Annotated in this window: 16 protein-coding genes; 8 read left to right on the top strand and 8 right to left on the bottom strand. The window is 63.8% G+C overall.

The features are described from left to right. Positions 1–273 precede the first annotated feature (273 nt). Together ETR14_RS17570 and ETR14_RS17565 are read left to right on the top strand one after the other, a co-directional pair. Positions 274–639 carry a hypothetical protein gene (locus ETR14_RS17570; protein ID WP_129386808.1) on the top strand — a complete coding sequence of 122 codons (366 nt, stop codon included), beginning with the start codon at positions 274–276 and terminating at the stop codon, positions 637–639. A 350-nt stretch (positions 640–989) separates the two neighbouring features. Next, positions 990–1,268 (top strand): hypothetical protein, encoded by a 279-nt coding sequence (locus ETR14_RS17565; RefSeq protein WP_129386805.1) that lies wholly within the window; start codon positions 990–992, stop codon positions 1,266–1,268. Positions 1,269–1,385: 117 nt separating this feature from the next. On the opposite strand, the gene ETR14_RS17560 is transcribed toward ETR14_RS17565, so the two are convergent. The 3 genes from ETR14_RS17560 to ETR14_RS17550 form a co-directional block, all read right to left on the bottom strand. Next, on the bottom strand, positions 1,386–1,697 hold the full coding sequence (locus tag ETR14_RS17560; RefSeq protein ID WP_165356505.1) for a response regulator: 312 nt from the start codon (positions 1,695–1,697) through the stop codon (positions 1,386–1,388). A gap of 687 nt (positions 1,698–2,384) precedes the next feature. Beyond that, positions 2,385–4,256 carry a methyl-accepting chemotaxis protein gene (locus tag ETR14_RS17555; RefSeq protein ID WP_165356504.1) on the bottom strand — a complete coding sequence of 624 codons (1,872 nt, stop codon included), beginning with the start codon at positions 4,254–4,256 and terminating at the stop codon, positions 2,385–2,387. Positions 4,257–4,613: 357 nt separating this feature from the next. Beyond that, entirely contained in the window at positions 4,614–4,982 is a 369-nt protein-coding gene (locus ETR14_RS17550; RefSeq protein ID WP_129386796.1) for a hypothetical protein, read from the bottom strand. 195 nt (positions 4,983–5,177) lie between these two features. Here ETR14_RS17550 and ETR14_RS29760 point away from each other — a divergent pair, with 195 nt between their 5' ends. The 4 genes from ETR14_RS29760 to ETR14_RS17530 all read left to right on the top strand — a co-directional run bounded on the left by ETR14_RS29760 (position 5,178) and on the right by ETR14_RS17530 (position 10,553). After that, the gene (locus tag ETR14_RS29760) at positions 5,178–5,549 is read left to right on the top strand and encodes a hypothetical protein (protein WP_371416685.1); all 372 of its coding nucleotides are present in this window, start codon (positions 5,178–5,180) and stop codon (positions 5,547–5,549) included. Positions 5,550–5,976: 427 nt separating this feature from the next. Then, on the top strand, positions 5,977–8,622 hold the full coding sequence (locus ETR14_RS17540) for an EAL domain-containing protein (protein WP_243455568.1): 2,646 nt from the start codon (positions 5,977–5,979) through the stop codon (positions 8,620–8,622). Continuing rightward, positions 8,619–9,935, top strand: a complete 1,317-nt coding sequence (locus ETR14_RS17535) for an HD-GYP domain-containing protein (protein ID WP_129386791.1) — start codon at positions 8,619–8,621, stop codon at positions 9,933–9,935. The genes ETR14_RS17540 and ETR14_RS17535 overlap by 4 nt, the downstream gene beginning before the upstream one ends. Before the next feature lie 336 nt (positions 9,936–10,271). Next, complete coding sequence (locus ETR14_RS17530; protein WP_129386788.1) at positions 10,272–10,553, top strand: hypothetical protein; 282 nt, start codon at positions 10,272–10,274, stop codon at positions 10,551–10,553. A 466-nt stretch (positions 10,554–11,019) separates the two neighbouring features. On the opposite strand, the gene ETR14_RS17525 is transcribed toward ETR14_RS17530, so the two are convergent. The 5 genes from ETR14_RS17525 to ETR14_RS17505 all read right to left on the bottom strand — a co-directional run bounded on the left by ETR14_RS17525 (position 11,020) and on the right by ETR14_RS17505 (position 20,888). Next, a complete protein-coding gene (locus ETR14_RS17525) occupies positions 11,020–13,056 on the bottom strand; it encodes an EAL domain-containing protein (RefSeq protein ID WP_129386785.1) in 2,037 nt (678 codons plus the stop codon). 66 nt (positions 13,057–13,122) lie between these two features. Continuing rightward, positions 13,123–16,026 (bottom strand): S8 family serine peptidase, encoded by a 2,904-nt coding sequence (locus tag ETR14_RS17520; protein ID WP_129386782.1) that lies wholly within the window; start codon positions 16,024–16,026, stop codon positions 13,123–13,125. A gap of 138 nt (positions 16,027–16,164) precedes the next feature. Next, positions 16,165–16,551: a response regulator gene (locus ETR14_RS17515; RefSeq protein WP_129386779.1), complete on the bottom strand. Its 387-nt coding sequence runs from the start codon at positions 16,549–16,551 to the stop codon at positions 16,165–16,167. A gap of 61 nt (positions 16,552–16,612) precedes the next feature. Continuing rightward, entirely contained in the window at positions 16,613–19,090 is a 2,478-nt protein-coding gene (locus ETR14_RS17510) for an ATP-binding protein (RefSeq protein WP_129386776.1), read from the bottom strand. Positions 19,091–19,304: 214 nt separating this feature from the next. Continuing rightward, on the bottom strand, positions 19,305–20,888 hold the full coding sequence (locus tag ETR14_RS17505) for a winged helix-turn-helix domain-containing protein (RefSeq protein ID WP_165356503.1): 1,584 nt from the start codon (positions 20,886–20,888) through the stop codon (positions 19,305–19,307). 257 nt (positions 20,889–21,145) lie between these two features. Here ETR14_RS17505 and ETR14_RS17500 point away from each other — a divergent pair, with 257 nt between their 5' ends. After that, positions 21,146–21,445, top strand: a complete 300-nt coding sequence (locus tag ETR14_RS17500; RefSeq protein WP_129386770.1) for a UrcA family protein — start codon at positions 21,146–21,148, stop codon at positions 21,443–21,445. Positions 21,446–21,586: 141 nt separating this feature from the next. Beyond that, positions 21,587–23,350 carry a gamma-glutamyltransferase family protein gene (locus ETR14_RS17495; protein ID WP_129386767.1) on the top strand — a complete coding sequence of 588 codons (1,764 nt, stop codon included), beginning with the start codon at positions 21,587–21,589 and terminating at the stop codon, positions 23,348–23,350. Positions 23,351–23,834: the final 484 nt, after the last annotated feature.

The following is a 23,834-nucleotide window of genomic DNA, read 5'->3' as shown; positions in this document are numbered from 1 at the left end:
CCCGGATCCACGTTCGTCGCGAAAACCATTGTTGAAACGGGAGGAAGATTTCGCGTGGCCCGCCACTTTGAATGCGGCTCGCGAGCGGGCAGAGAGCAGCGTCCCGAGCTAGCCGTTTTCGAGAACCGCCTGCCTGTCGCGCGTCTCGAAGACACTGCCAAATGATCCTGGCTTCAGCTCGGAACGTGACCAGGAGCATGTACCCGAACATGCCTACACGATCGTCAATGCTTCCTGAACATATTGATCTGTATGCACGCGTAGGAGGAAGCCATGTATCGCATACACGTTGATCCAGCCCAGTCGATCATCGAGGTGGCCCTGGGCGGTTTGATGACCGTCGACGAAGTCGACGCATATATCGCAGACCTGAAGCAGGCGTTCGTCACGAACCAGCTGCGTGACTATGCAATGATCATCGACGTGTCTGCGTGTCCAATCCAGTCCCAGGAGATGATCAAGCGGATGGGCGAGCACATGGCGACGATGCCCAAGTCGCGAGCGCTTGCCGTCGTGACGGGCAGCTCCCTAGCTCGCATGCAGATCCGGCGACTATTCACCCAGAGCTATGCTCGGATCGTGACCTCCGCTTCCGACGGTCGCGCTTGGGTCGTCTCGGGAACGGAGCCGACAAGCTGACGCAGGAAGGACGAAATGGCGGGGCGTCAGGACACCAGACGCAGCGTTCATCCCTACGGTAGCCGGAGGCGGCGTTTGCCAAGGGGAGCGAAGATCCCCAGCTCGCTCCGCGACTGCGACGCTCCGGGGTTAGTCGGACCTCCCGACTATCCTTGCGCTATCCCAAAACTCGCACTTGGCGCAGTGGTTCTCCGCCTTCTGCATCGCGTCGGCATCGTCCGCAGCTTCGATGGCGACCGCCCCATAAACCGGCCGGTGCCGTCCGACAGCTTAGAGCAACGGTGGGGCCTGGTCACTTTTCCCGTCCTGCCGCAGCCGGGCGCTCCCTAAAAAGAGCAACGGGATTATCTTTGGGTAAGCCGATGTCGCGGCAACCCGGCCGCGGGTTGCATTGCCGGACCAACCGCGAAGTGCCCACAGGGTGCCGTTCGAAAAAGACGCTGATTGGCTCCGGCGGCGACTTTTCACGGCAGGAATTCAGCAGGGATGGCACCACCAGCCCGAATCACCAACCTTTCCGATTGCCGCACGAGATCTTCAAGCTGGGGAACATCTTCGCCACCGCCGCTTGCTTTGGCGACTACGAGCATCTCTCGTGCCGTCTCGAGCGTCCGAAGAGCGCTGGCTAAAGCTTCCGTAGAGTCCGGCGGTGACATTCGACTAAAATCCTAAGAACCCGGCTATCTCTCTGCGCAGGGCACTAAGCTCCTGGCCTGGCGGCTTTCGAAAGCATTTCTCCGATCAGGCTATGGAAGACTGCTTCGGAGCAGGGAGGTGAACTGCTCCAACTGGTAAGGCTTGCCGACGAAATGCGTGCAAGGCGGAAGGCGCTCATGGTCATCGCCGAGAAAGCCTGACGTGAGAATGACGGTTACATCCGGCCAGCGTGCTGCGATCTCGTGGGCCAATCCGACACCATCCATGCTGCCGGGCATCCTGACGTCGGAGATCACCGCCTCGACCCCCGGCAACTCATCCAGGAGCTTAACGGCTTGATCTGCATCCGCGGCTTCGGCGACCTCGAATTGCGCTTCGCGCAGGTGGTCGGCGAGAAGCATGCGGACTAGTGGCTCGTCTTCTACCACTATGATGCAACGGCCCACCTTCGGTCTCCTCTTCGCGCCGACGAGTGCCTCCATTCCGATTCAGTGGCAAGACGAGGTCTGGGGCAACACGACGATTCTTCCAACCTTGAGGTTGGCCGGAGCGGAATGTCTTGATCCTCCCCTCCTGTAATTGCGCGCGGCATAGCCCCGCTCGGCAGCCAATGTCCGATCTCGCGCCGCGGGCTGACGTTCGGCGCCGGCGTCCGCCAGGTCGAGACGGTCGCCCGGCTCCGACCCATGATCCCAATACGCATGTGCGGATCCTTGCATACGAAACGCCTGCCTTCCACCCTGCCCTGCTGTTCCCATCACCATCGGACAGCGCTGCGGCGAAGATCCGGGCACCCGCGCCAGGACAACGTTTGCGCCACACGGGCTCGCGCTCGATAGCTAAAGCCGGCAGCGACCCAGACCGATCGTGCGGTGACTTGGAGCTCTGGGCGGTGAAGCGCAGGATTGTGCGCGTGGGGCTAAGAGCCGCGGGATTGGAAATAGAAGGCGTTGCCGGGGGTATGCCTCCCTCGCGCCACGTAAGCCGAGCGAAATAGATTGGGGCTTCCGTGGGCAGCGCCTAGTTCGAAGCGGGCCAGCGCCAAGGACGCCGCAGGCCCGCTTCTTGTCGCACTCGATTATTCTAGACTAGAATTCGTTCCATTCATCGACGGCGTTCGTGAGATCGGATTGTAGCGCGAGTGCGGTGTTTCCGCTGGCCCGCGGAGCCAGCGCGGGTCTGCGCGACGGTCGCGCCACAACCGCGGGCGCCTTCGCTCCCGTTTCAAATCGGCCGACGAGCCGAGCGAGTCCGGACGCCTCGTCGGCGAGGCTGCGCGCGGCGGCGTTGCTTTCCTCCACCATGGCCGCGTTCTGCTGGGTCACCTTGTCCATCTCGCTGATCGCAGTGTTGACCTGAGCAAGCGCCGAGCTCTGCTGGTCGGCCGCCATCGCGATCCGGCTGATCAGGCCGGAGACTTCATCGACCGAGCCGATGATACGCCCGAGCGCCTTGCCGGCCTCGCCGACCAGCGTGACCCCGCCTTCGACCTGGCGCGAGCTATTCGAGATCAGGGTACCGATCTCCTGCGCCGCATCGGCCGAGCGCTGGGCAAGCGCGCGCACTTCGTTGGCGACGACCGCGAAGGCGCGACCGGCTTCACCGGCATGCGCCGCTTCCACGGACGCGTTGAGCGCGAGCAGATTGGTCTGGAAAGCGATCTTGTCGATCACCTCGATGATCTTGGTGATCTCCTGGCTCGATTTCTCAATCTCGGCCATCGCGGCGACGGCATCTCCGACGACCTTGCTGCTCTCCTGGGCGTCCGCCTGGGTAGCGCGGACCAGCTTGTTGGCCTCGTTGGCGCCGGCCGCGCTGTTCTGCACGGTGGCCGTGATCTGCGTCATCGCCGCAGCGGTTTCCTCGAGCGAGGCGGCCTGCTGCTCGGTGCGCCGCGACAGATCGTCCGAGGCCTGGCTGATCTCGCCCGATCCGCCGTGGATCGCGGACGCAGACCGGCTGACTTCGCCGAGGATGTCCTGCAGGCTTTCTGCCGCTGTGTTGAAGTCAACCTTTAGCTTGGCGAACGGACCAGTGAGGTCGGCCGATATCCGGGCGCGAAGGTTTCCACGGGAAAGCGCCGCAAGGCCCTCGCCGATGCTGCCGACGATCGTGTCCGCCTGATCCTTTTGAGCCGTCTGGGCGGCCTCATGGGCGCGCTGAGCCGCCTTGAGCTTCGTCCTGAAGGCGATCATCGCGTCGGCAAGCTGGCCGAGTTCGTTGCGCGTACCCGCCGCCGGCAGCACGAGATCGCCGTCGCCGGAGTCGAGAGTTTCCATGATCTTGGCCATGGCTCGGATCGGACGGACGCAGGCGAGCGACCACCAGGCGACTGCGGCGCCAAGCGCAAGGCCAAGTAGGCACAGAACGATGATCAAGGACTGGAAGCTGCCGGTCGCCTCACGGGTATCGGCGGCAACGGACTTGTTCATCGCTTCTTGCAGATCGATAAACTGATTGATCCGGGCCAGCCACTCGACGAACAGCGGCCGCGCTTGGCCCATCAGCATGGCCGCGGCACCATTCTGGTCGCCGCTGCGCTTGCGGGCGATAACCTGCTCGATGATCGGCAGCGTTTTGCGCTCGGTGTCCTTGATGCTTTGGAGGATTCTCACTTCCTCGGCAGTCGGGTTCGTGTCTGGCGCCAGCATCGCGTCAAGCGGGCCTGCCGAGGCGTCATACTTCTCGGTGAGCGTCTTGATGTCGGAGAGCGCCGTGTTGAGCTCGTCGGCCGAGGAAACCAGGATCACGTCGCGAAGGGCGATCGCGCGATCGTGCACGCTGCCGCGGAAATTGATAGCGTAGCGCTGCTTGACGCTGTTGACGTCGTTGATCGTCGTCAGATTGTCGTTGACGGTGTTCACCCGCCCGACGCTGATCGCGGATAGAACGATGAGAAGCAGCAGCACGATGCCGAAGCCGGCAATCAGTCGCGCGTTGATCGTGAGATTCCTGAGCATAACGCCTCTAACGACCCCTCCAGATTGTTCGTAGGGCATTATAGACGTTTTTGCGGTATTGACGGCCTTGGTAAGGCTTTTCGCCGCTCTCGCACACTCAGCCTTCGCCACCGTGGCACCGCTCTCGATGCGGGGCAATTCCAACATTAAGTTCCGCACAAGGCCTGTGGATTGCCCGCCCGCATCTCCGACTGGATGTCCATTTCGGCCTGAATCCAACGCCCAGCCAATGTCGCGTATCCACCCCCTCCAGCTGTTGCCGACAGGATCGGGGGGCACGGCGGCCAACGTCCGCTATTGCCAGGCAGGTCTACGATCGGGAGCACCAGCTACAGCGCGGGTTGACCCACGCCGGAGTCAGGTGTGAGCGTTAAACTCGGCCAGCGTCCCTTGGAGGCACCGAATTCCATCCGCTGAACATTTGGTGGCGACAGCAATCTCGCGCCTCATTCTGTCCAGCTCGCCGCATCCGTGACCAACTGCGAAGTTAAAGAGGATCGAGGGATGCGGATTCAAACTTCTGACCGCGGCCACCTCTCGTAGAAGCACGTCATAGCTGACGCGCTCCCCGTGCCAGAGCCATTGACCGTCGGACATCTCTTGCGCGTGGAACACCAGCTTCAGCGTGTAGACATCCGAAACCCGCAGAAAACGTGAATTCACGAAGCCCGGCTCGGGACGCCACTTCTGCCTGGTTGAATGCTCCAGAGAGGCTTCGGCCGACATTGCCGATGGATAAGGCGGCCGCGGCCTGCTTGATGCGCAAGGCCGCGGCAGGCACTGCAAGACTGGCTTTGTGTGTCGGATCCCTCATCCTGTCGGCGCTGCAGCTGGGCACAACGCGATCCGCCGCGACGAACCCCCGCTTTCGCCAAGTAGGCTGACGATGCAGCGACACGGGTTCAATCACGGCCCTATAGCGTGAACCGACTCCAAGCAGGCCTGTTCGGGCTCCAGCAGGCTGCTGAAGAACTCCAAGATTCCTTTCTGGTCGCCTCTCGGCGGGAGATGGCCGTGTTGGCCTCGGCGCCCTTGCGTTTCTGGCCTATTGAAGGGCAGTTCCGGCTGTTGGAGGCCAGACCCGTGGGCCGCTGGTGTCCCGTTGCATGCCGTTTGCTCCAGCAGCTTGGGTATTCGGACGAGGTTGCAGGCAGCGACTGCAAAGGTGAAGACCGCATCGGCCGTGGCGCGACCGCGAACCTTGACCTTGCCGAAGCCGGCCTGCGTCTTGGTCCAGCCGAACGTCTCCTCAATCGGTTTGCGGACGCGCTGGCTGATCTCCTAGATCCATAACGCGTAAGCTCCTTGCTGAAGCAGCGAAACCCTAAGCGGATCGGAACGCCTCCCGCAGAGCAAGCAGCGTCCGGAGTCACTCTTATACCGTGTCGACCATTTCGGCGGCCGAAGCGAGAGGTCGAGACAGTCACCCATCCACGCGTGCGAAGGCGCGGTGCCGGCCGTGGGCGGATCACAACATAAGCACAAATGCCTATGAAGAAACAGCGAGTCACTGCCGAACCGTTTATTAAGGCGGACGGGATAGAGGCCCTCCATCAGGGGGACATGGATGCTCGAAGTCTATCATTGTCTGCGAAACGAGCATGATCTGAGACTCGTCGCTTTGGCTGGACTGATATGCATTGCAGCCTCGGTGGCAACGGTCGTCCTCCTCCGCCAGGCACGTTCCTCCGCGCCAGGGCAGCGTGGGCGCTGGCTGATCATGGCTGGCCTCGTGAGCGGCTTTGGCATCTGGGCCACGCACTTCGTTGCCATGCTCGGCTACGATCCGGGCATGATCGTCGGCTTCGCCATGCCGTCGACGGCGGCATCGCTGGTCGTCGCAATCCTCTCGACGACGATCGGCTCGTCATTGGCCCTCGATGGAGGTTCGCTTCGCCGCTCCTGGCTCGCCGCCGCCGCGTTCGGCGCCGGCATCGCAGCCATGCACTATCTCGGAATGCAGGCGGTGGAGCTTGCAGGGTCGTTCCGCTGGTCCGCTCCTCTTGTCCTGGTCTCGATCGTGTTCGCAATCGTGCCGACGCGCTATGCGCTTGGCTGTGCGGTGGAGCGCGCGAGCGCGGCCAGCGCCCTCGCGGCAAGCCTGCTGCTGGTGACGGCCATCCTGATGCTGCATTTCACCGGCATGGCCGCGATCTCGGTCGTGCCGGACCCCGTCCAAGTCTCGGACGAGACCCTGCTGTCTCCGTTGAGCCTTGGCATGGTCGTGGCCGGCGCCGCCTTCGTCGTGCTCACGCTCGCCCTTCTTGTCTCGTTGTTCAGCGCCCGCACGAGATCTGCCATCGCGGCCAGTGAACGCGAGTTCCGGGTGCTTGTTCAGGGCATCAGCGATCATGCGCTCTACATGCTCGATGACGTCGGCAACGTGGTGAGCTGGAATGCCGGCGCCGAACGGCTGAAAGGCTACACCGTGGGCGAGGCGTGCCGGCTCAACCTTGCCGATTTCTATTCGTCCGACGATCGTGCAGCAGGTCTCCCCACGGCGTCCCTCGCTGCGGCGCGCGGGTCGGGGAAATTCAACGGCGAAGGCTGGCGTTACCGCAAGGACGGCTCCCGCTTCTGGGCGCATGTCACGATCGAGGCGGTGCACGATGAACGGGGAGCATTCCGGGGTTTCGCCAAAATCACCCGGGACATGACCAGGTTCAAGGAAGACCAGGACCATCTGCGCGCGCTGACCCAGAACCTGGATGCCGCGCTCTCCAACATGCACCAGGGCCTCTGCCTGTTCGGCGCGGACGAGAAACTGGTGATCGCGAACGCACGCGCAGGTCATCTGTTCGGCGTCACCAAGGAGGATTGTCCGGCTGGCACGCCATTCGCGCTGCTCCTGCGCGCCGGCCTTGAGAAGAGATGCGGCGGTGCCGTCACCGACACCAGAATGGCCGAGGTCCTCTCGCGTCATCGTGAGTGCATCGCGCAGCCGGGGGGAGGAACCCTCGTCGTCCAACTCGCCGAAGATTGCATCCTCTCCATCGCACACCGACCGATGGAGGAAGGCGGCTGGGTTACCACGTTCGACGACATCACCGAACGCCGGCTCGCGGAGATGCGCATCGAGCACATGGCTCTGCACGACAACCTTACCGGTCTCCCTAACCGCGTGCACTTTGTCGAGAAACTGGATGCGGCGGTTCTAAGAGCGGCGAGCGAAGGCGGTCAGGTGGCCGTGATCGGGATCGATCTGGACCGCTTCAAGGAGGTGAACGACGCTCATGGTCACGCCACCGGCGACCGCGTGCTGCGCATCCTCGCCGATCGCTTTGGCAGGGCGATATCCGGTGAAGAAATGGTCGCGCGCTTCGGCGGCGATGAATTCGCGGCCATGAAACCTTTCGCCGACGACGTCGCGCTGGCCGACTTCCTCGAGCGCCTCGAACAGGCCCTCGGCGAACCGATCGCACTCGATGCGGTGGTGGTGAACCCGGGTGCAAGTCTCGGCGTCGCTATCTATCCGCAGGATGGCAGCACGTGCGAGCAGATCGTCAACAATGCGGATCTCGCCATGTACCGGGCGAAAGTAACGCTTGGCGCCCAGGTCTGCTATTACGAGCCGGGGATGGACGAAGCCGCCCGAGCACGGCGTGTTCTCGCCAATGACTTGCGCGAAGCGATCGCGCGCAACGAGCTCAGCCTTGCCTTCCAGGTGCAAAAGGACGTGCCGACCGAGAGGGTGACCGGCTATGAGGCGCTGCTGCGATGGAAGCATCCTCGCCAAGGCTCGATATCGCCGGCCGAGTTCATCCCGATTGCCGAGGAAAGCGGCGAGATCGTCAAGATCGGCGCCTGGACGCTTCGGGAGGCCTGCAAGCAGGCGGCCCGCTGGCCGGAGCCCTGGCGGGTTGCCGTCAACCTTTCTCCAATCCAGCTCATGCACGTCGATCTCGTCACCACCGTCACCGAGGCGCTGGTGGAGTCCCGCCTGCCTGCACGAAGGCTCGAGCTTGAGATCACAGAAACTGCGATCGTGTCCGACAAGGCGCGTGCGCTCCACATCCTGCGTCAGATCAAGGCGCTCGGGGTCACCATCGCGATCGATGATTTCGGAACCGGCTATTCGTCGCTCGACACGCTCAACTCGTTCCCGTTCGACAAGATCAAGATCGACAAATCCTTCCTGATCGAATCCGAGGGGAGCGAACAGGCGCGGGCGATCATAAGGGCCGTGCTGGCGCTCGGGCGAAGCCTCGCCGTGCCCGTGCTCGCAGAGGGATTGGAAAGCGCCGAGCAGTTGCGCCTGCTGCGGGCGGAAGGATGCGATGAGGCACAAGGCTTTTACTGGGGGCGGCCGCATTCCGGGCCGGGCGATCTGCGCAGTCTTCCGCGCGGGGCGGAGGAAGCGGCATGACGCTGAAGCGAATCCATCCGTCTCAGGCACGAATGGGCATGTTCGTCGTATCGTTCGAGGGGTCTTGGTTCGATCATCCCTTCTGGAAGAGGCGGGTGCTTATCTCGACCGAGGTTGACTTGAAGGCAGTGCTCGACAGCAAGGTTCCGGCGCTGATGATCGACACCGGGCGCGGGGTGGACGTCGCGCCGGTTTTGCCTGAAGGTCGCGTAGCACGCTTTGAGCCGCCGAACACCGTGGGCAGATCGCCGTCGGAAGCACCGGCATCGGGAACGCCCGATGGGATGCCGAGGGAGGATCTGGCACGCGCAGAGGCCAGCCTGGTCGTCAATCGATCCAAGGAGGTCATGCGCGGCGTGTTCGATGGGGCGCGGCTGGGCAAGGCGATCGAGTCTGAGGCTGTGGTGGCGGTCGTCGCGGACATCTCAGCGGCGATCCAGAACAATCGCGCCGCCTTCCTGCGGGTAATCCGCCTCAAGTCCAAGGACGAATATACCTACCTCCACTCGATCGCCGTGTGCGCCTTGATGGTCAACCTGGCGGGTCACCTCGGCCTCGACCCTCCTGCCATCGCCGACCTTGGCACCGCCGGACTGCTGCACGACATCGGAAAGGCGAAGATCGCCGCCGAAGTGCTGAACAAGCCGGCGCGGCTTAGCAAGGAGGAGTTCGCGGCAATCCAGGCGCACGCCGAACAGGGTTATCGTCTGCTCCTCGGCGCGAGCGGCGTGCCCGATGTGGCGCTCGATGTCTGCCGGCACCATCACGAGAAAGTCGACGGAACCGGATATCCGCACCGGCTGCGAGGCGACAAGATCAGTCTGGGCGCGCGCATGGGCGCGATCTGCGACGTCTACGACGCGCTGACCTCGAACCGGCCCTATAAGAATGCCTGGTCGCCGGCGGAAGCGATGGCGGCAATGCACGGCTGGGCGGGGACATTCGACCCCACGCTCCTGTCGGTTTTCATGCAGAGTATCGGTGTCTTCCCGCCAGGCATCGTGGTGCGGCTGAGTTCGGACCGCCTCGGCATCGTGCTCGAGCAGAGGCGACCGGCGACCCGTGCCCAGATCCTGATATTCTACTGCATCGCCACCAGGAAATGGATACCGCCCGAAACCGTGATCATCGGGGACGGCGCGCCCGGCATCGCCGAACCTGTCGAGCCGTCGCTCTGGGGCATCGCCGAGGAGGAGCTGACCGCATTCCAGCTTCGCTTCGGCGTCTCTTCGAAGATGTCGGCGGCTGCAAGGCGCTGGCCGAGGGTCGGGCCCGAACATCCTGCGGCAGGGCCGCTGAACCTTCACAGTTGAGCGCGCGGCGTCCACCAGCCATTTCCGTAAGGCGTAAAGCCGGAACGGCAACGGCCGGTACCCGAACAGGCATGTGCCGCGTCACTGGTACGATCATGGTCGGGCTGCCGACCCCGCGGAAGTCGCGAGTGGAGGCACTGGACAACGAGACCGCGTATCCCGCTGGCGCTTTGTACGCCACCTGCCCCGCCACCGTTCAGTCGATTGCCGATAACGGAAGAGGTGCCGCCGTTCCGACCAACGGGACCGGAAGGAGCAGCGAGGCGGGGCAGCCGGGATCGTCCGGTTATCTACGCTCCCGGGCGCCGGTCGAGCCGACAGAAACTGCGAAGCAAAATGGGCGATCGAGCGTTCTTCGTCGGAACAGGCCGAGAGCAGCTTATGCCGAGATTTTTCTTCGATGTCGTGAGCGACAAGCGGGATGACGATGTCGGCGGCTTGAACCTGCCTGACCTGGCCTCCGCCAGACGCGAGGCCGCGCGAAGCGCAGAGATCCTCGCCCGCGAGGACCTGGCGCAGGGCATCCTCGCCTCCGAACGCCATATCGAAATTCGGGACGAGACCGGGCTCATGGTCGAGGTGGTGACCATCCCGCAGCCGGCGAAGGAGGTCCCCTGAGCCTGGCCCGTCTCCTCCCGGGCACTGATGCGGCCATGCTCAGCTCCGCGCTAGCCCAGCGCTGACGACACTCCAACATGGGGACCCTGGTCGCGCAGCCAGAATGCCATTTGCTGTGAAAAGTGCACCGCGGGCCATCCCGCGCCCATTCTCGCCGATCAAATCGCCTCGAACGGCGCTCATTGCGAATCTGTAACGAGCGTGGGCGTGACCAGACCGGAGGTCGACAGTCGCGTGCCGGCTCCCGAGCGTGCAGATGGGCCCCCGCATCGAGCCTTCATCGCACCGGCCGGGGGATCCCGCCGCAAGCTACAGCGAATGCCGAGGCGCAAGCTTGCAGTATCGGAATCCGGCATGTCCAGGTCGGCCCGGAAATGCAGTGGCTGTCGCACGGCCATCGTCTCACCAGGAACACTCGCAGCGACACCTGAACCGGGAGCAATGATCAACCCCGCCCTTGCCTGCCTCAGAAACCGCTGGCGCTTCCGAAGGCAAGTGGTGCCGCAGACACACTCGACCGCGCCGACGTGCAGAAGGCGATCAGCTGGTCGAGGTCGAGCGCTGGCGCGAACACGAACCCCTGCACGAGATCGCAGCCCATCACCCGGAGCAATGCAAGGGCGGATTCGGTTTCGACCCCCTCGGCAGTGACTTTAAGCCCGAGCCCGTGCGCGAGGTCGATGGTCGAGCGTACGATCAAGGGATCGCGATGGCTCTCCGCGAGGTGCGTGATGAATTGCCGGTCGATCTTGAGCTCCTGCACCGGAAGCTGTTTAAGGTAGATGAGCGACGACATGCCGGCGCCATAATCGTCGATCGACAGCGGGACACCGGCATCGGCAAGCATCTGCAGATTGGCCAGGGCATTCTGCGGATCGTCGATGACCGCAGTCTCCGTGATCTCGAGGCCGATCCTGCCTTCCGCGCTTGCGATCAGGTCGAGCATGCGCCGCATGAACACTTCGTCTCCGACGAGTCGTGCCGAGACGTTCACGTAGACCGGCAATTGCAAGCCTGCCTGCCCGAGAAACGCCTGGTCGGCGATCGCGCGGTGCAGCACCCATTCGGTCATGTCGCGAATGTCCCCCGTCTCCTCCGCGATGCGGACGAAGTCGTCTGGACTAATCGAACCCCGAACAGAGTTCGTCCATCGAATGAGCGCCTCGACGCCGTCCACCAGATTGTCCGAAACACGGATCTTGGGCTGGTAGGCGAGCGTGATGTCCCCGTTCGCGAGCGCTTCGCGCATGTCACGCATGAGCGCGAGACGGTCCGACGGATCACCATAATCGGTCTTGCTGAACAAGGCCCGTCGGTGTCGGGACGTTCTCGCCTGTTCAAGGGCGATCTGGGCCTGCTCGATCAGGACACGCAGATCGTCGATACCGGCAGGTCCGGAATAGCCGATCGTCACGGTCACGTCGATGACGTGGTCCCCGACGCTGATCGGGCCTTCCGCCACCGCATGGATCTGCTCGACGAGCGTCAACGCCTCGTCCGGACTTGCTGCTTCGAAAGCGAGGCCGATCATATCGGGTGCGATGCGGTCGATGACGATCTCGGGACCGACGTCGGCGAGACGCTCGACCAGTTCGCGCATCAATTGGCTTCCAGCGGCATGCCCGATGGTCGCCCGCATGGCCGCGAACCGATCGATGCTGAGCGCCACGGCATAGGCGGCTCCCGCCTTGCCGCCGAACGGGCGCGCGGATGCTTTCTCCACCAGACGCCGGCGCCATGTTCGCAACGGCTCGTCGCCACGTTGCGCATTGCGGGGGTTGGCGTCGCCTTCCTGCCGCTTGGCGGTGTACATCGCTGCGTCGGCCGCGCTCAGGGTGTCGTCGATCGACGTTCCGGGAACCAGCCTGGCCGAGCCGACGGAGGCGCTGAGGGCGACCAGTTCGTGATCGCCAATGGCGATGGGGCGGCGGGCGGCATCCTGGATACGCCGTCCGATGCGTTCGGCAAGATCGCTGTCGCGGCAATGGCGCACCACACATGCGAACTCGTCGCCGCCGAGCCTGACGATCAGGACACCGTCATGATCGGTCTGTATTGCCCGCAGCCGGGCACCGATCTCCCGGAGAACGACATCACCCGCACGGTGGCCGTAGGTGTCGTTGACTTCCTTGAAGTTGTCGAGGTCGCTGATCAGGACGGTAAGGGCGCCGACCGCCGCCGACTCATCTTCATCGTGAGAGATGAAGTCGGTGAGCGCGCGCCGGTTGGGCAGCCCGGTGAGGGGATCGAGCCGGGCAGCCGCGACAGCCTGCTCCTGGAGACACCGCACCTCCGCCAACGCACAAGTCAGCTTGCGGCTCGTCCGCCAGGCGAGCCATGCGCCGGCGACCGAGAAGGTCAGCGCGCCGATCAGCAGCTCATCCAGCTGCAATCGCTCATATTCGGCGGAGAAGCGGCAGAAGATCTCGAAGAAATTGAGCCGCGCGAGAATGGTAGCGGCGACGACTGCTCCGCAGAGCACCACCGCCCGCTCGGTTCTCATATCCCCTGCAGCTGAACCGACCCCGCGAGACGTCACGATTACTCCTGTGCGGCCTCGCCCGGCCTGTTAGAACCCCATCCTGAAGCGGCCGCCGACCACGAGGTCACTCTCGAGCGCATCCTGCCGGTCGCCCTGGAGCTGCAACCGGCCGAATGCACTCATCTCACCGCCACCGTTAAATATCGGTGCACCATAGAGAAATTCGGTGAAGATCGGGCGTTTTCCCGCGGTGACCCCGATCCGCTCCGTGACCGGTCCGATCTCCCCGGTATTCCGGTCGACGACCCTGATCATCGTGAGGTCGACGCTGCCGCTTTCCACATGCATGGCCTGGGAGACCGAGAGGCGGGCACGATCGGACTTGCCGAGCAGGCCGACCTTGGCCACGGCGACCTCGGACGCCGTGCTCAGCAGGCCCCCGTCGGAAACAGCGATATTCTGACGGCGGCTGTCGCCGGCACGGGTGCGCCCGATCGTGGCGGAGGTCGCGAGGCTCACACCGCTGCCGAAGTCGTAATCGAACCCGACGGTCAGGCCGTCCGTGGTAGAACCTTCTCCGAGATCGTTGCGATCGAGCGACTGGACACCGAGGAGCGAGTTGCGCTCCCCCACCTGCGTGTAGCTGGCGGTCAGCATCAAGGCGTCGCTCACTTTGTGGCTGAGCCCGAAATTGAGGCCGTGCGCCTTGTAGTCGCGAAGCGTGCGATAGAGCTCATATTGCTCCAGCGGCTGATCGTCGCGGCGCAGGTGGAGATCCTTCTCGCTGGCACCGACGGTCAATGTCGTCCTCGTGCCGAGCGCCACGTCGGCGCCCGCATAGGCGCCGCCGGAAGCCATGCCGAGGACCGGGTTCACGCCGCCGGTCCGGGAATCGTAGCTCGAGAACAGGCCAAAGCTCTCGCGGCCGCCCAGCAGCACCGCGCCGTCGCCATAGCCGACCCGGATGCCGAAGCTGTCGGACAAAGTCGCGAGACGGACGGAGGATTGATAAGTGACTCCGTGCCGGGAGAAGCCGAAGGCGGCGCTCCTCGGCGCGAACGACATGGACAGGTTCATGCCGAGCTTGTTCGGCAGCGGTGCGCCACTGCTGATGAAGTTGGTGAACTTGCCCTTCTTCGTGGTGCCGCTCGCGTTCACCCAATCGACCATGCGGTCGTAGAGATAGGCCTGGAACTGCTCGTTCGCGCCGTTGACGTAGATGGTCTGGTCGACCAGCTTCGACGATAACGGGATTGCGAAATCGCGCTGGGAGCCTCCGGCGAGCTTCTCGAACGTGTAGAAGAACATGTCCTTGGAGTCCCATTTGGACGTGTCCGCCTGGGTCACCGTCTTCTGAACCGAGTCGACGCTCTTTTCAGCGGGTTTCTTGCCGTCCCACTGGTACCAGACGAGCTGGTCGAAGCTCTTCGGCGACTGCGCCGCTTCGACATCGATCAGTCCGGCGCCATAGACGCCGTCGACGCCGGGGGCGCCAAGATCCTTGGCAGTGCTGGTGATGATGTCGACGGTCGCCTGAGGATTGCTGGCAAGCCAGGGCCAGCGATCGAGCAGGAGCGCGACGGTGCCGGCGACGATCGGCGCCGAGAAGGAGGTGCCCGTCTGCCGCGTGACGCCGCCCTGGTCGTCGGAGACCAGGATCAACTCGCCCGGGGCGACCACGAACCGGTATTTCAGCTTATTCTGCTCGCTGCAGGCGCCGGTGGCGTTGAGCAGGCAGGCCTCGCCGGGCCGATTGGAAAATTCCGAGATCTTGCCGGTCGGGTCGACGGAGCCGACAACCAGGAGCGCGGGGTTGTTCGCCCAGTCCCACTTGATGTTCTGGGTCTGGGTGATGCCATCATTGCCGGCGGCCTTCACGAACACGGTCGACTTGAGGTTTGGTGCGACGCTCGCATGCGAGAATACCTGAGACCAGTCCCCCTCGAGGGTCCAGCCGGGGGTGCCGAGCGACATGTTGACGACACCGGCCTTCCCGCTGAGCATGGCGACCCCGCGTGTGATGTCCTCCCATCCTGCCGTTCCGCTGTCGTCGAACGGATTGAAGGCGACGACGGAAGCCTCGGGCGCGATGCCCATGATCCCCTTCCCGTCGTGCGCGGCCACCATCAGACTCGCCACACCGGCACCGTGACCATTGGTGAAGCTCGACACGCCGTCATAAGCGACGACGTTGTTGCGGATATCCTGGTCGCCGGCGACGACGAAATCGAGCAGGCCGATGACCGCGTCCTTGCCCTCGCCCTGGACCTGGGTGAGCGAGGGAGTCCAGTTCACCGTCTTCATCCAGTGGTCGGCGTGATCGGTGCCCGAATAGTTCATCAGGCCGTCATACCAGTCGATGAAGAAGTGGGACTGCTCGGCCGGGCTGAGCGCCGCAAGAGTGGAAGGATCGTTCAGGTCGATCTTGAAGCGGGCAAGCACGTCTTCGGCAAAGCCTTTAGAAAATGACGCTCCCGTACTCGCCTTCACCGCCGGACCCCACATGGTCTCGGACTTCGTGATGATAGCCTTCAACTGGCCCGCGATCGCCGCATAGCCGGTCGGGTTTGCGGAATAGGTCCCGGCCTTTTCCCAATTCGTGCTCAGCACGGTCCAATCACTGCCGAGATCCTCCCAGAAGACCCCGATCTTGTCATATTGCGGCGCACCCACGGCCTGAGCCGACACGATCGGGTCGATCTCACCCCAGAAGGCGCGGATGTTGCGGTAAAAAGGATCCACGTCGCCCCAGAAGGCGCGGATGTTGCGGTAGAACGGGTTCACGTCGCCCCAGAAAGGACGGATGTTCCGGTAAAAAGGGCGAATGGTTCGGTAGTAGGGTGTCACCGGCCTGGCAGCCTTCGTGCTGGCTGCCTGGGCCACGGATGTCGAACCGCCCTGCCCGCTGGTCTGCGCGACGGCGGGTCCGGCAACGGCCGAGGCGCCGCACAGGATCGATCCCGTCAAGAGAAGTGCGCGCTTGGTGCCCATCGATTCGCCCCTTTGATTTCAAGGGACAAATTGGGGCCGGACTCCTTACGGCCGCCCGAATCAACGCGCTTAATTTCGCGCTAAGGATGATTAGAGGTACCGGGCCGAGTGTACGTCCTCGCCTTCGTGAGCCTGATGCTAGGCCGCGGCGCGCTTGGCATGGCGAACGATCATCTTCCCCATCGCGTCGAACAGAGCCTTCATCGCCACCGGCTTCAAGATAACTTCGTCGGCGCCGTTCTCCATGCAGTCCTCGCGGATCCGGGCACCGGTGTCCGCGGTCACCACGATCACGGGGAGGCCCGCTTTGTCGTCCTCCCGCTCCCTGATCCGCTTGATCGCGGTCATGCCGTCCATCCCCGGCATCCGAAGATCCATCAGGATGACGTTGAAGCTCTCCTCCTCGATCATCCGCAGCCCGGACTCCGCATCCTCCGCTTCGGCCATCTGGGCGCCTGCGACGCTAAGCATGTCCTTGACCACCCGGCGATTCATTGGGTCATCTTCGACGAAGAGCACGCGCATCGGGGAAGAACCTTTCGTTACGTACGCACCTTAGCGGGGCACGGTTAATAAAGGCTTGATGTCAGGCTGCGGCCTTCTCCGGAATGGAGCAATCGTCATCCGATCGAAGAACTGCCTCCAGAGCGCTGGCGAGGCCGACGGGAGGAAATGCCTTCGCAACGACGGCGTCGATGTCCGGCGACAAGCCGGCGGCCGGTTGCCCGTCACCTTCGTCCCGTTGCATCATCACGATGCGCACGGTGCCGCACATGTCCCGAATGTCTCGCGGGTTCATTTCCCCGGACGCGACCGCGTCTGCGTCGAGGATCACGAAATCGAAGGCTCTTGCAGCAAGGCTCTCCTTCACACCCGCAGCATCTTCGACGAAAACGATCTCGCCTAGTGCCCCATCCAGTGCTGCCCCCGTGATGCTCTGGAGAAGCGGATTGGGCTCGACGAAAAGTGCGGAGCACCGGGCGAGCGAAACAGGCCGAGGTTCGTCTTCCGGTCGGGCGTCCCCTTCGGAAGCCGGCAGGGCCAGCGGAAGGCGAACGATGAACGTCGAGCCGGATCCGGGCTCGCTTCGCACCTTGATCGTGCCTCCCATCGCCTCGACGAGGCTGCGGGAGATGGCCAGGCCAAGTCCCGTTCCGGAAAACTTGCGGGTGGTGCGGCCATCGACCTGATGGAAGGCTTCAAAAATCGCGTCATGCTGATGGTCCGGGATGCCGATGCCCTGGTCCACGACCCGGATTTCCAGGGCATGCGACCCTTCGCCGGCGACCTGCTCAGCGTGAATTCCGATCGTACCATTGTCCGAAAATTTGACGGCATTGGAGACGAGGTTGAACACGATCTGCTTCAGTCGGCGGCCATCCTCGATGATGGACCCCGGGGCGGATTCGACATCGATCTCGATCGCGATGCCCTTGGTCTCCGCCTGCTCGACCCACAAGCGCGCGACGTCGCGGACGAGCTTCCTGACCGAAATCGTCTCCGGCAGGATTTCGATGCGACCGGATTCGATGCGGGCCATGTCGAGGATGTCGTCCACCACCGTCTTCATCATCTCGCCGGCATTGTGAACGACCTCCACCCGTTCCCTGGTCTCGCTCGAGACAGAGCGGTCGGAAAGCAGAACCTGGGTCATCCCCAATATGCCGTTCAACGGCGTGCGGATCTCGTGGCTCGTGGTTGCCAGGAATTCCGATTTGGCGCGAAGGGCCTTCTCGAGCGCCAGATTCGACTGGTTGAGATCCCGGTTGGCGGCCCGAACCCTGTTCCGGCTGCGCCGGATTGAGAAATAGGCCGCGAGGGCAAGGGCAAGCGCCACGCCCACGCTGACGAGCAAGATGACGTGGAGCCGCGCCCGCGATCTGGCGAGCAGCACGTCCCGCTCGAGCTGACCGGTCTTCAGCCGGCTGATCTTCAGTTCCTGGTTGGAGAAGTCGAACTGTGCTGCCATCAGCGCGGCATTCGTCGAGGTCCGGATTTCTCGCGTCTCGTCGTCGATCCTCTTCAGCGCTTTCAAGTGGGCGAGCGCGAGTCCTTCGTTGCCCAGCTGCGCGTAGATGCGTTGCGCGGTGTCATGGAAATCGCGGAAGAAGGGACTGGTTGCCTCGAGGTTCAGCCCCGAGAATGTCCGCTGAAGCAGGCGTTCGGCCGCCACCCCGTCGCCGCGTTTGTCCGCCACTTGTGCCTTGACGCCCCACAGAAAGGGTGCCCACTCAGCAGCGGCTGCGCTTCGTGCCACCGTCAGGCCGAGGTCCGCGGTGTCGTCGGCGGCCTGCAGGCGTCCCTGCAGCAATTGCGTCGAAGCGATATTGGTCAGGATGCGCGCCTCGAGAAGCTGGCTCTCCATCTTCCGGCTGATCGCCAGGGCTGTGCGAAATTCCCGCTCGGCCTTGTCGAGCTTGCCCATGTCCTTGAGGGCTGTCGCAATATTGTTGTGGGCCGCGAGAACGACAGAGGGGTCACCCTGATAGATTTCGGCGGACTGCTCGTAATATTTGAGCACGCGCTCATGATCGCCGGCATCGCTGTAGAGAGATCCGATATTCTGGAGCGCCATTGCCTGGCTCCGCTCTTCGCCGAGCTTCTGGAAGATCTTGAAGGCTGCCTGGTAGCTTTCGAGCGCAGGCCGGACCTGCCCAAGATCTGCCGATGTGGCGGCGCGCGACATTAGCAGGTCGCCGTGCAGCTTGCCTGAAGGGGCAAGCTTCACCACCACAGCGATTGCCCCGTCGAGGATCGCGGCCGCTTCGTCGGACTTGCCGATCCGACCGAGCGCCTCGCCTTCCAGCCACCTTCCCTTTGCCTCCGCCAGTCGTCGCGGCGCCCCTTGTGGCAATGTCTCCAGGAGCGCAAAGGCGCTTCTTGCCAGCTGCAGCGCCCGTTCCGGATCAGCCATCATGGCAAGTTTCGCGGCGTCGAGGCGCGCCTCGAAGCCGGCGTCGGCCAGCGCACCAGCGCTTTGCATCGAGGCAGGGTCGGCCCGACCCGTGGACGGGAGACAAGCCACCGCGATCACGAACGTTGCTGCGAGACCGAACTTGCGCATGCGACTCTCCAGAGTGGGTCGCCCCTCCTAGGAGAGATGGCTTAAGAGAAGGTGTCCGTTGGTCCATGCCGACGCCACAGGTCGCGGCGAAGGAGCTCTTTCGTGGTGCCAATACGATTGCCGCTCTTCACCTGAGGCACTGCCGCAGTTGCGGGCGTGATGGAGGCGGGCGACGACACGCAAGCGTTTCATCGGGATTGCGGGCCTGCGATCCTCACTCGAGATAATCCGGCCGTGTCCGGCTCTCCCGCCAGTATTCCTCAAGCCCAAGATCGCGGGCGAGAAGGGCGAATCGTCCGTCGGCTCGCAACGCCCCCGTCGAAGGCAGGAAGAGGATGTGCAGCCGTCGGTTTTTGCGCTGGGAGTAAGCCCTCTGGTCAGCCGCAAAGCGAACGTCGGCAATCTCGAATCCCCGTCCAAAATAATAAGCCTGCGCCAGTCCGAAGGCTTCGTCGATCCCTCCGAGCGCCGACGCGAACTGGATCGCGTTTTCGCAATAGCCGGTCCCCTCACGCGCCGCAGCGTTGTTGGCCCTGATCGCCCGGTCGATGTCGTCCGTCCGTCGGGATAGCATCGCCCTCGCTACCTGTTCGATGAGGGCGATGTTGGGACGGTCGATGCCGGATGGCCAGTTCTCCACGTCCGCGCTCTGCGAAAGGGCGTCGGCGGGCCGACCGCTGTACATCAGCAGATAGAAACGGGTGAACCAAATCGCATAATGGCTGGTGAAAAGGGATGAGGCCGTCTCCAGCGCCTGCTCGGCTTCCTCAAGCCGGCCGGCAGCCCAGAGCATCGTGATCTGCGCGAAAAACTTGTTCGGTGAGGGTCTGCCTTGTTCAACCACCGGCCCGATCATGTCGGCGGCTTCCCGGCAGCGGCCGACGTTCAACATCGTCCAGGCGAGATGATGAAGCAGGATGGGGCTGCCAGGATTGTGCGACAGACCCCGCCGCAGCACGCGCTCGAGCTGGAGTTCCGCGCCCATGCGCGGCAACAGCATGGCCTCAGCCGCAAAGGCAAAGCCGTTCTCGGGTTCGATCTCGCGGGCGCGACTCATCGCCGCCTCTGCGCGAAGGCGCATCTGCCGCTCCAGCTTGGGAGACCAATGCTGGGCCGCCACCGCGTAATTGTTGGCGAGCATGCCCCAGGCCTCAGCGCTCCCGGGTGCGATCTCCACGACTTTGCGCAGAATTCCGATCGCCTGGCTTGTACCGTCTACTGTGGTCTGCTGCGCGAGCACGCTCGCCTGGTCGAGCATCGCCTGCGTCTCCGGCGATAACGGGGCTGGAGGCTTTCGGCCGGTCCAGAAGGCATAGCCGGCGCACGCCATAGCGGCGGCGATGAGGCCGCCGCCGAGAAACTGCCGCCGTGGCAGCTGGCGGTCGGCCTCGACGTGGGAATCGTCTCCGGCGGGAGGCTCCGCCTCGCCGTCCTTATCGCGCAAAAGTCGGTAGCCCACCCGCGCCACCGTATCGATCCTGAACGCCCCTTCCCCGATCTCCGCGGCGGCGCGGCGCAACAACAGGATTGCGCGGTTCACCGCGCTGTCGCCGACGACACGGCCTTCCCAGCAGCTCTGCACGAGCGTATCGCGACCCACCACGGCGCCGTTCGCCTGCGCCAGCGCCACCAGAACCTGCATCACCCTCGGCTCGAGCAGCTGGCGTGCGCCGTCGTCCCTGAGCAGCTCGCGCGACGGTGGGTCGACGCGGAGCCTTCCAAGTTGGAACGGACCGACCTTCGCCAGATTGAGGACAACGCCGTCCGCCGGTGCAGTGCGCCCGGAGCTACCGTTCATCGCAACTTTGCCTTGATCGAAAGCAGGTCCGTTCCACGGGCGCCTCCAACATCTGCGCACCGTCCGAACGTCGCGCCAGAGCCTCCTCGCTCTTAGCGTAGGCGTCGCCGGAAAGCAGCCGGTTTGGGCCGACATCAGCAAAGCATCACCGATCCTCAACGGAAACATCACAGCGCCCTTGTCAACGTCGCGATCGCCCAGCGCTACCCACGAGCCGAGCACAGGCTCGAACAGATATCCCGACAAGGAGACAGGAGATGACCGGACGTGCGCGTGCAGTTCTTTGCGCGCTTTTGCTGACGATCTGTTCAGTGGCGGCAGCGGAGACGAGCACCAGGGTGCCCCTCGGAGGCATCCGCCCGGAGGGTCCTGGCGATCTGGCGCGCCTGAAACGCCGGCTCGCGGCAGCGATTGAAACGGTGTGCGGCTCCTATGCGGGCGCCTCGACGTCGGAGGAATATGAAATCAAGGCCTGCCGGCGCGCGGCGATAATGGAGATAGATCGGCAGCTCGCCGAGAAGCTCCCCGGCGTCTCTGCCCGGCTCGCGCGGCGCTGAATTGTCGAGCACGCACTGCGCGGGAATGATGAAGCTGCCCGGCATCGAGTCGGCAGGCGATATGCCGCGACCGTCGGATCGTGCTACCAAGGATGGTGCAGAATGGTGCCAAGGATGCGCCTGGAACCCGGAGGAAAAAGCATGAGAAGGGCCGGCAAATGCTTGGCCTTTGCAGCCGCGCTGCTCGTTCAGGCGGCGGCTTTGCCACCCTCCAACGCCAAGGACCAAGGCGATCGCCACACCGGAGCGCCGCATGCCAGCCGCTCTCCCGTGCTCGGGCGCAACGGAATGGCGGCAACGAGCCAGCCCCTGGCGACACAGGTCGCGCTCGACATTCTCAAGCGCGGCGGCAGCGCGGCCGATGCGGCCATTGCCGCAAATGCAATGCTGGGCCTGCTCGAGCCCAACATGTGCGGCGTCGGCGGCGATCTATTCGCAATCCTGTGGGATCCCGCGACGCACCGCTTGTACGGTCTCGAAGCTGCCGGCCGTTCGCCGCACGGCCTGTCGCGCGACAGGCTCTTGCGCCTGGCCGGCAAGAGCGGACAAATTCCATCTGTGGGCTGGCCCGCCGTCACCGTACCCGGCGCGGTGGACGGCTGGTTCGCCCTCCATCGAAAGTTCGGCCGGTTGCCAATGGCCGAGCTGCTGGCGCCCGCAATCGGCTATGCCGAAGCCGGAATTCCGATCACCCAGGAGACCGCCCGCTTTCTCGGCGAGGACGCGGCATATTTCGGGAAGAAGGCCCGGGACGGTGCGCTGCCGCAATTTGCCAGCTACCGGCGGCTGTACATGCCGGGCGGCAAGCCACTCGTGGAGGCGCAAGTCTTCCAAAATCCGGATCTCGCCCGGACCTATCGCCTGCTCGCAGCCGAAGGGCGCGACGGCTTCTATCAAGGCCGCGTTGGACGGGCCCTCGACGCCTGGTTTCACCGCATCGGCGCGCCGCACCGTCTGGAGGATCTGCGGCAACAGGCGAGCCGCTGGATCGAGCCGGTCAGCATCCGTTACCACGGCTACGATGTTTTCGAGCTCCCGCCGCCCGGGCAAGGGATGGCCGCGCTGGAGATGCTGAAGCTGCTGGAGACGCGCGATCTGAAAGCCAAGGGTCGCGCCAGCCCCGATTACTGGCACGCTTTGATCGAGGCGAAGAAGCTTGCCTATGCCGATCGGGCGGCAATCTACGGTGACGATCCGGCTCTGCCTGTGTCGATGCTGCTTTCCGACGCCTATGCCGCGCGGCGTACCGCCTTGATCGACGATGCACGCGCCAGCGTGCGGACGGAGGCCGGCCTGCCGCCCTCGAAGGATACGACCTATCTGGCGGTGGGCGACAAGGACGGCATGATGGTGAGCCTGATCCAGTCGAACGCGAGTTCAGGTGGCTCGGGACTGGTGCCCGAGGACGAAGACGGCCGCACCCTCGGTTTCGTGCTGCAGGACCGGGGCGCAGCCTTCACCCTCGTTCCTGGCCTTCCCAACAGCTATGCGCCGGGCAAGCGGCCGTTTCACACGATCATGCCTGGTTTCGTGATGAAAGCAGGCAAGCCATTTCTGAGCTTCGGCGTGATGGGCGGCGACATGCAGCCGCAGGGCCAGGTGCAGGTTCTCCTCAACATCCTCGATCTGGGCATGAACGTGCAGGCCGCAGGAGATGCCGCCAGGTTCCTGCACCAGGGCTCGGCGGACCCGGACGGCACGCCGGCGGATCCCGAGGGGGGCACGGTGCTGCTCGAAAGCGGTGTTCCCGGTGCTATCGCGGACGAACTCGCGCGGCGCGGGCACGTCGTTGTTCGCGGCCGAGAGGCGTTCTTCGGCGGCTACCAAGCCGTCCTCCGAGACGAGAACGGCGTATATTGGGGTGCCTCGGAGTTCCGAACTGACGGGCAGGCTGCCGGCTATTAGCGGCACAGGAGCTTGCACGTCCTGCGGACGGCTCGCCTGCCGGTCCGGCCGAGCAGATGGAGAACGGAAATGCAGAGGCAGCTGGCGATCCTGGCATTGCTGTTGGCCGGACCACTTGTCCCGTCCGCGAGCATGGCGGCGGATGTGGCGAGTGTGTCTGCCGCTCGCCTTTCAAGTCGCGAAACGGAGGCGCACGAGGCGAAAGAGCTGTTTGGATCTCTCATTGCCTACCGCGGCACCACAGGGCGTGACCAGGTCCATGCCAGTAAAATTTCATCTCGACATCCCTGAAGACGGAAGGCGTTTCAGCCAGTGACATTGCGGCGCTATGCGTTGGCGACGTCGAGGCGCTGATCGTCCGCTTGCCGGGATCGACAAGTGGGTCGCAGCCCATTCTGTTCGCCGCAATATGGATGTCGCCGACGCCGATGCGCGGACTGGGGCCGGAATCCGTTCTGATTGACTGGGAAGGATGGCTTCTTCC

The sequence above is a fragment of the Sphingosinicella sp. BN140058 genome, assembly GCF_004135585.1.
Lineage (GTDB): Bacteria > Pseudomonadota > Alphaproteobacteria > Sphingomonadales > Sphingomonadaceae > Allosphingosinicella.
The sequence above is the reverse complement of the archived record's forward strand: the minus strand, read 5'-3'. Positions and strand labels throughout refer to the sequence as shown.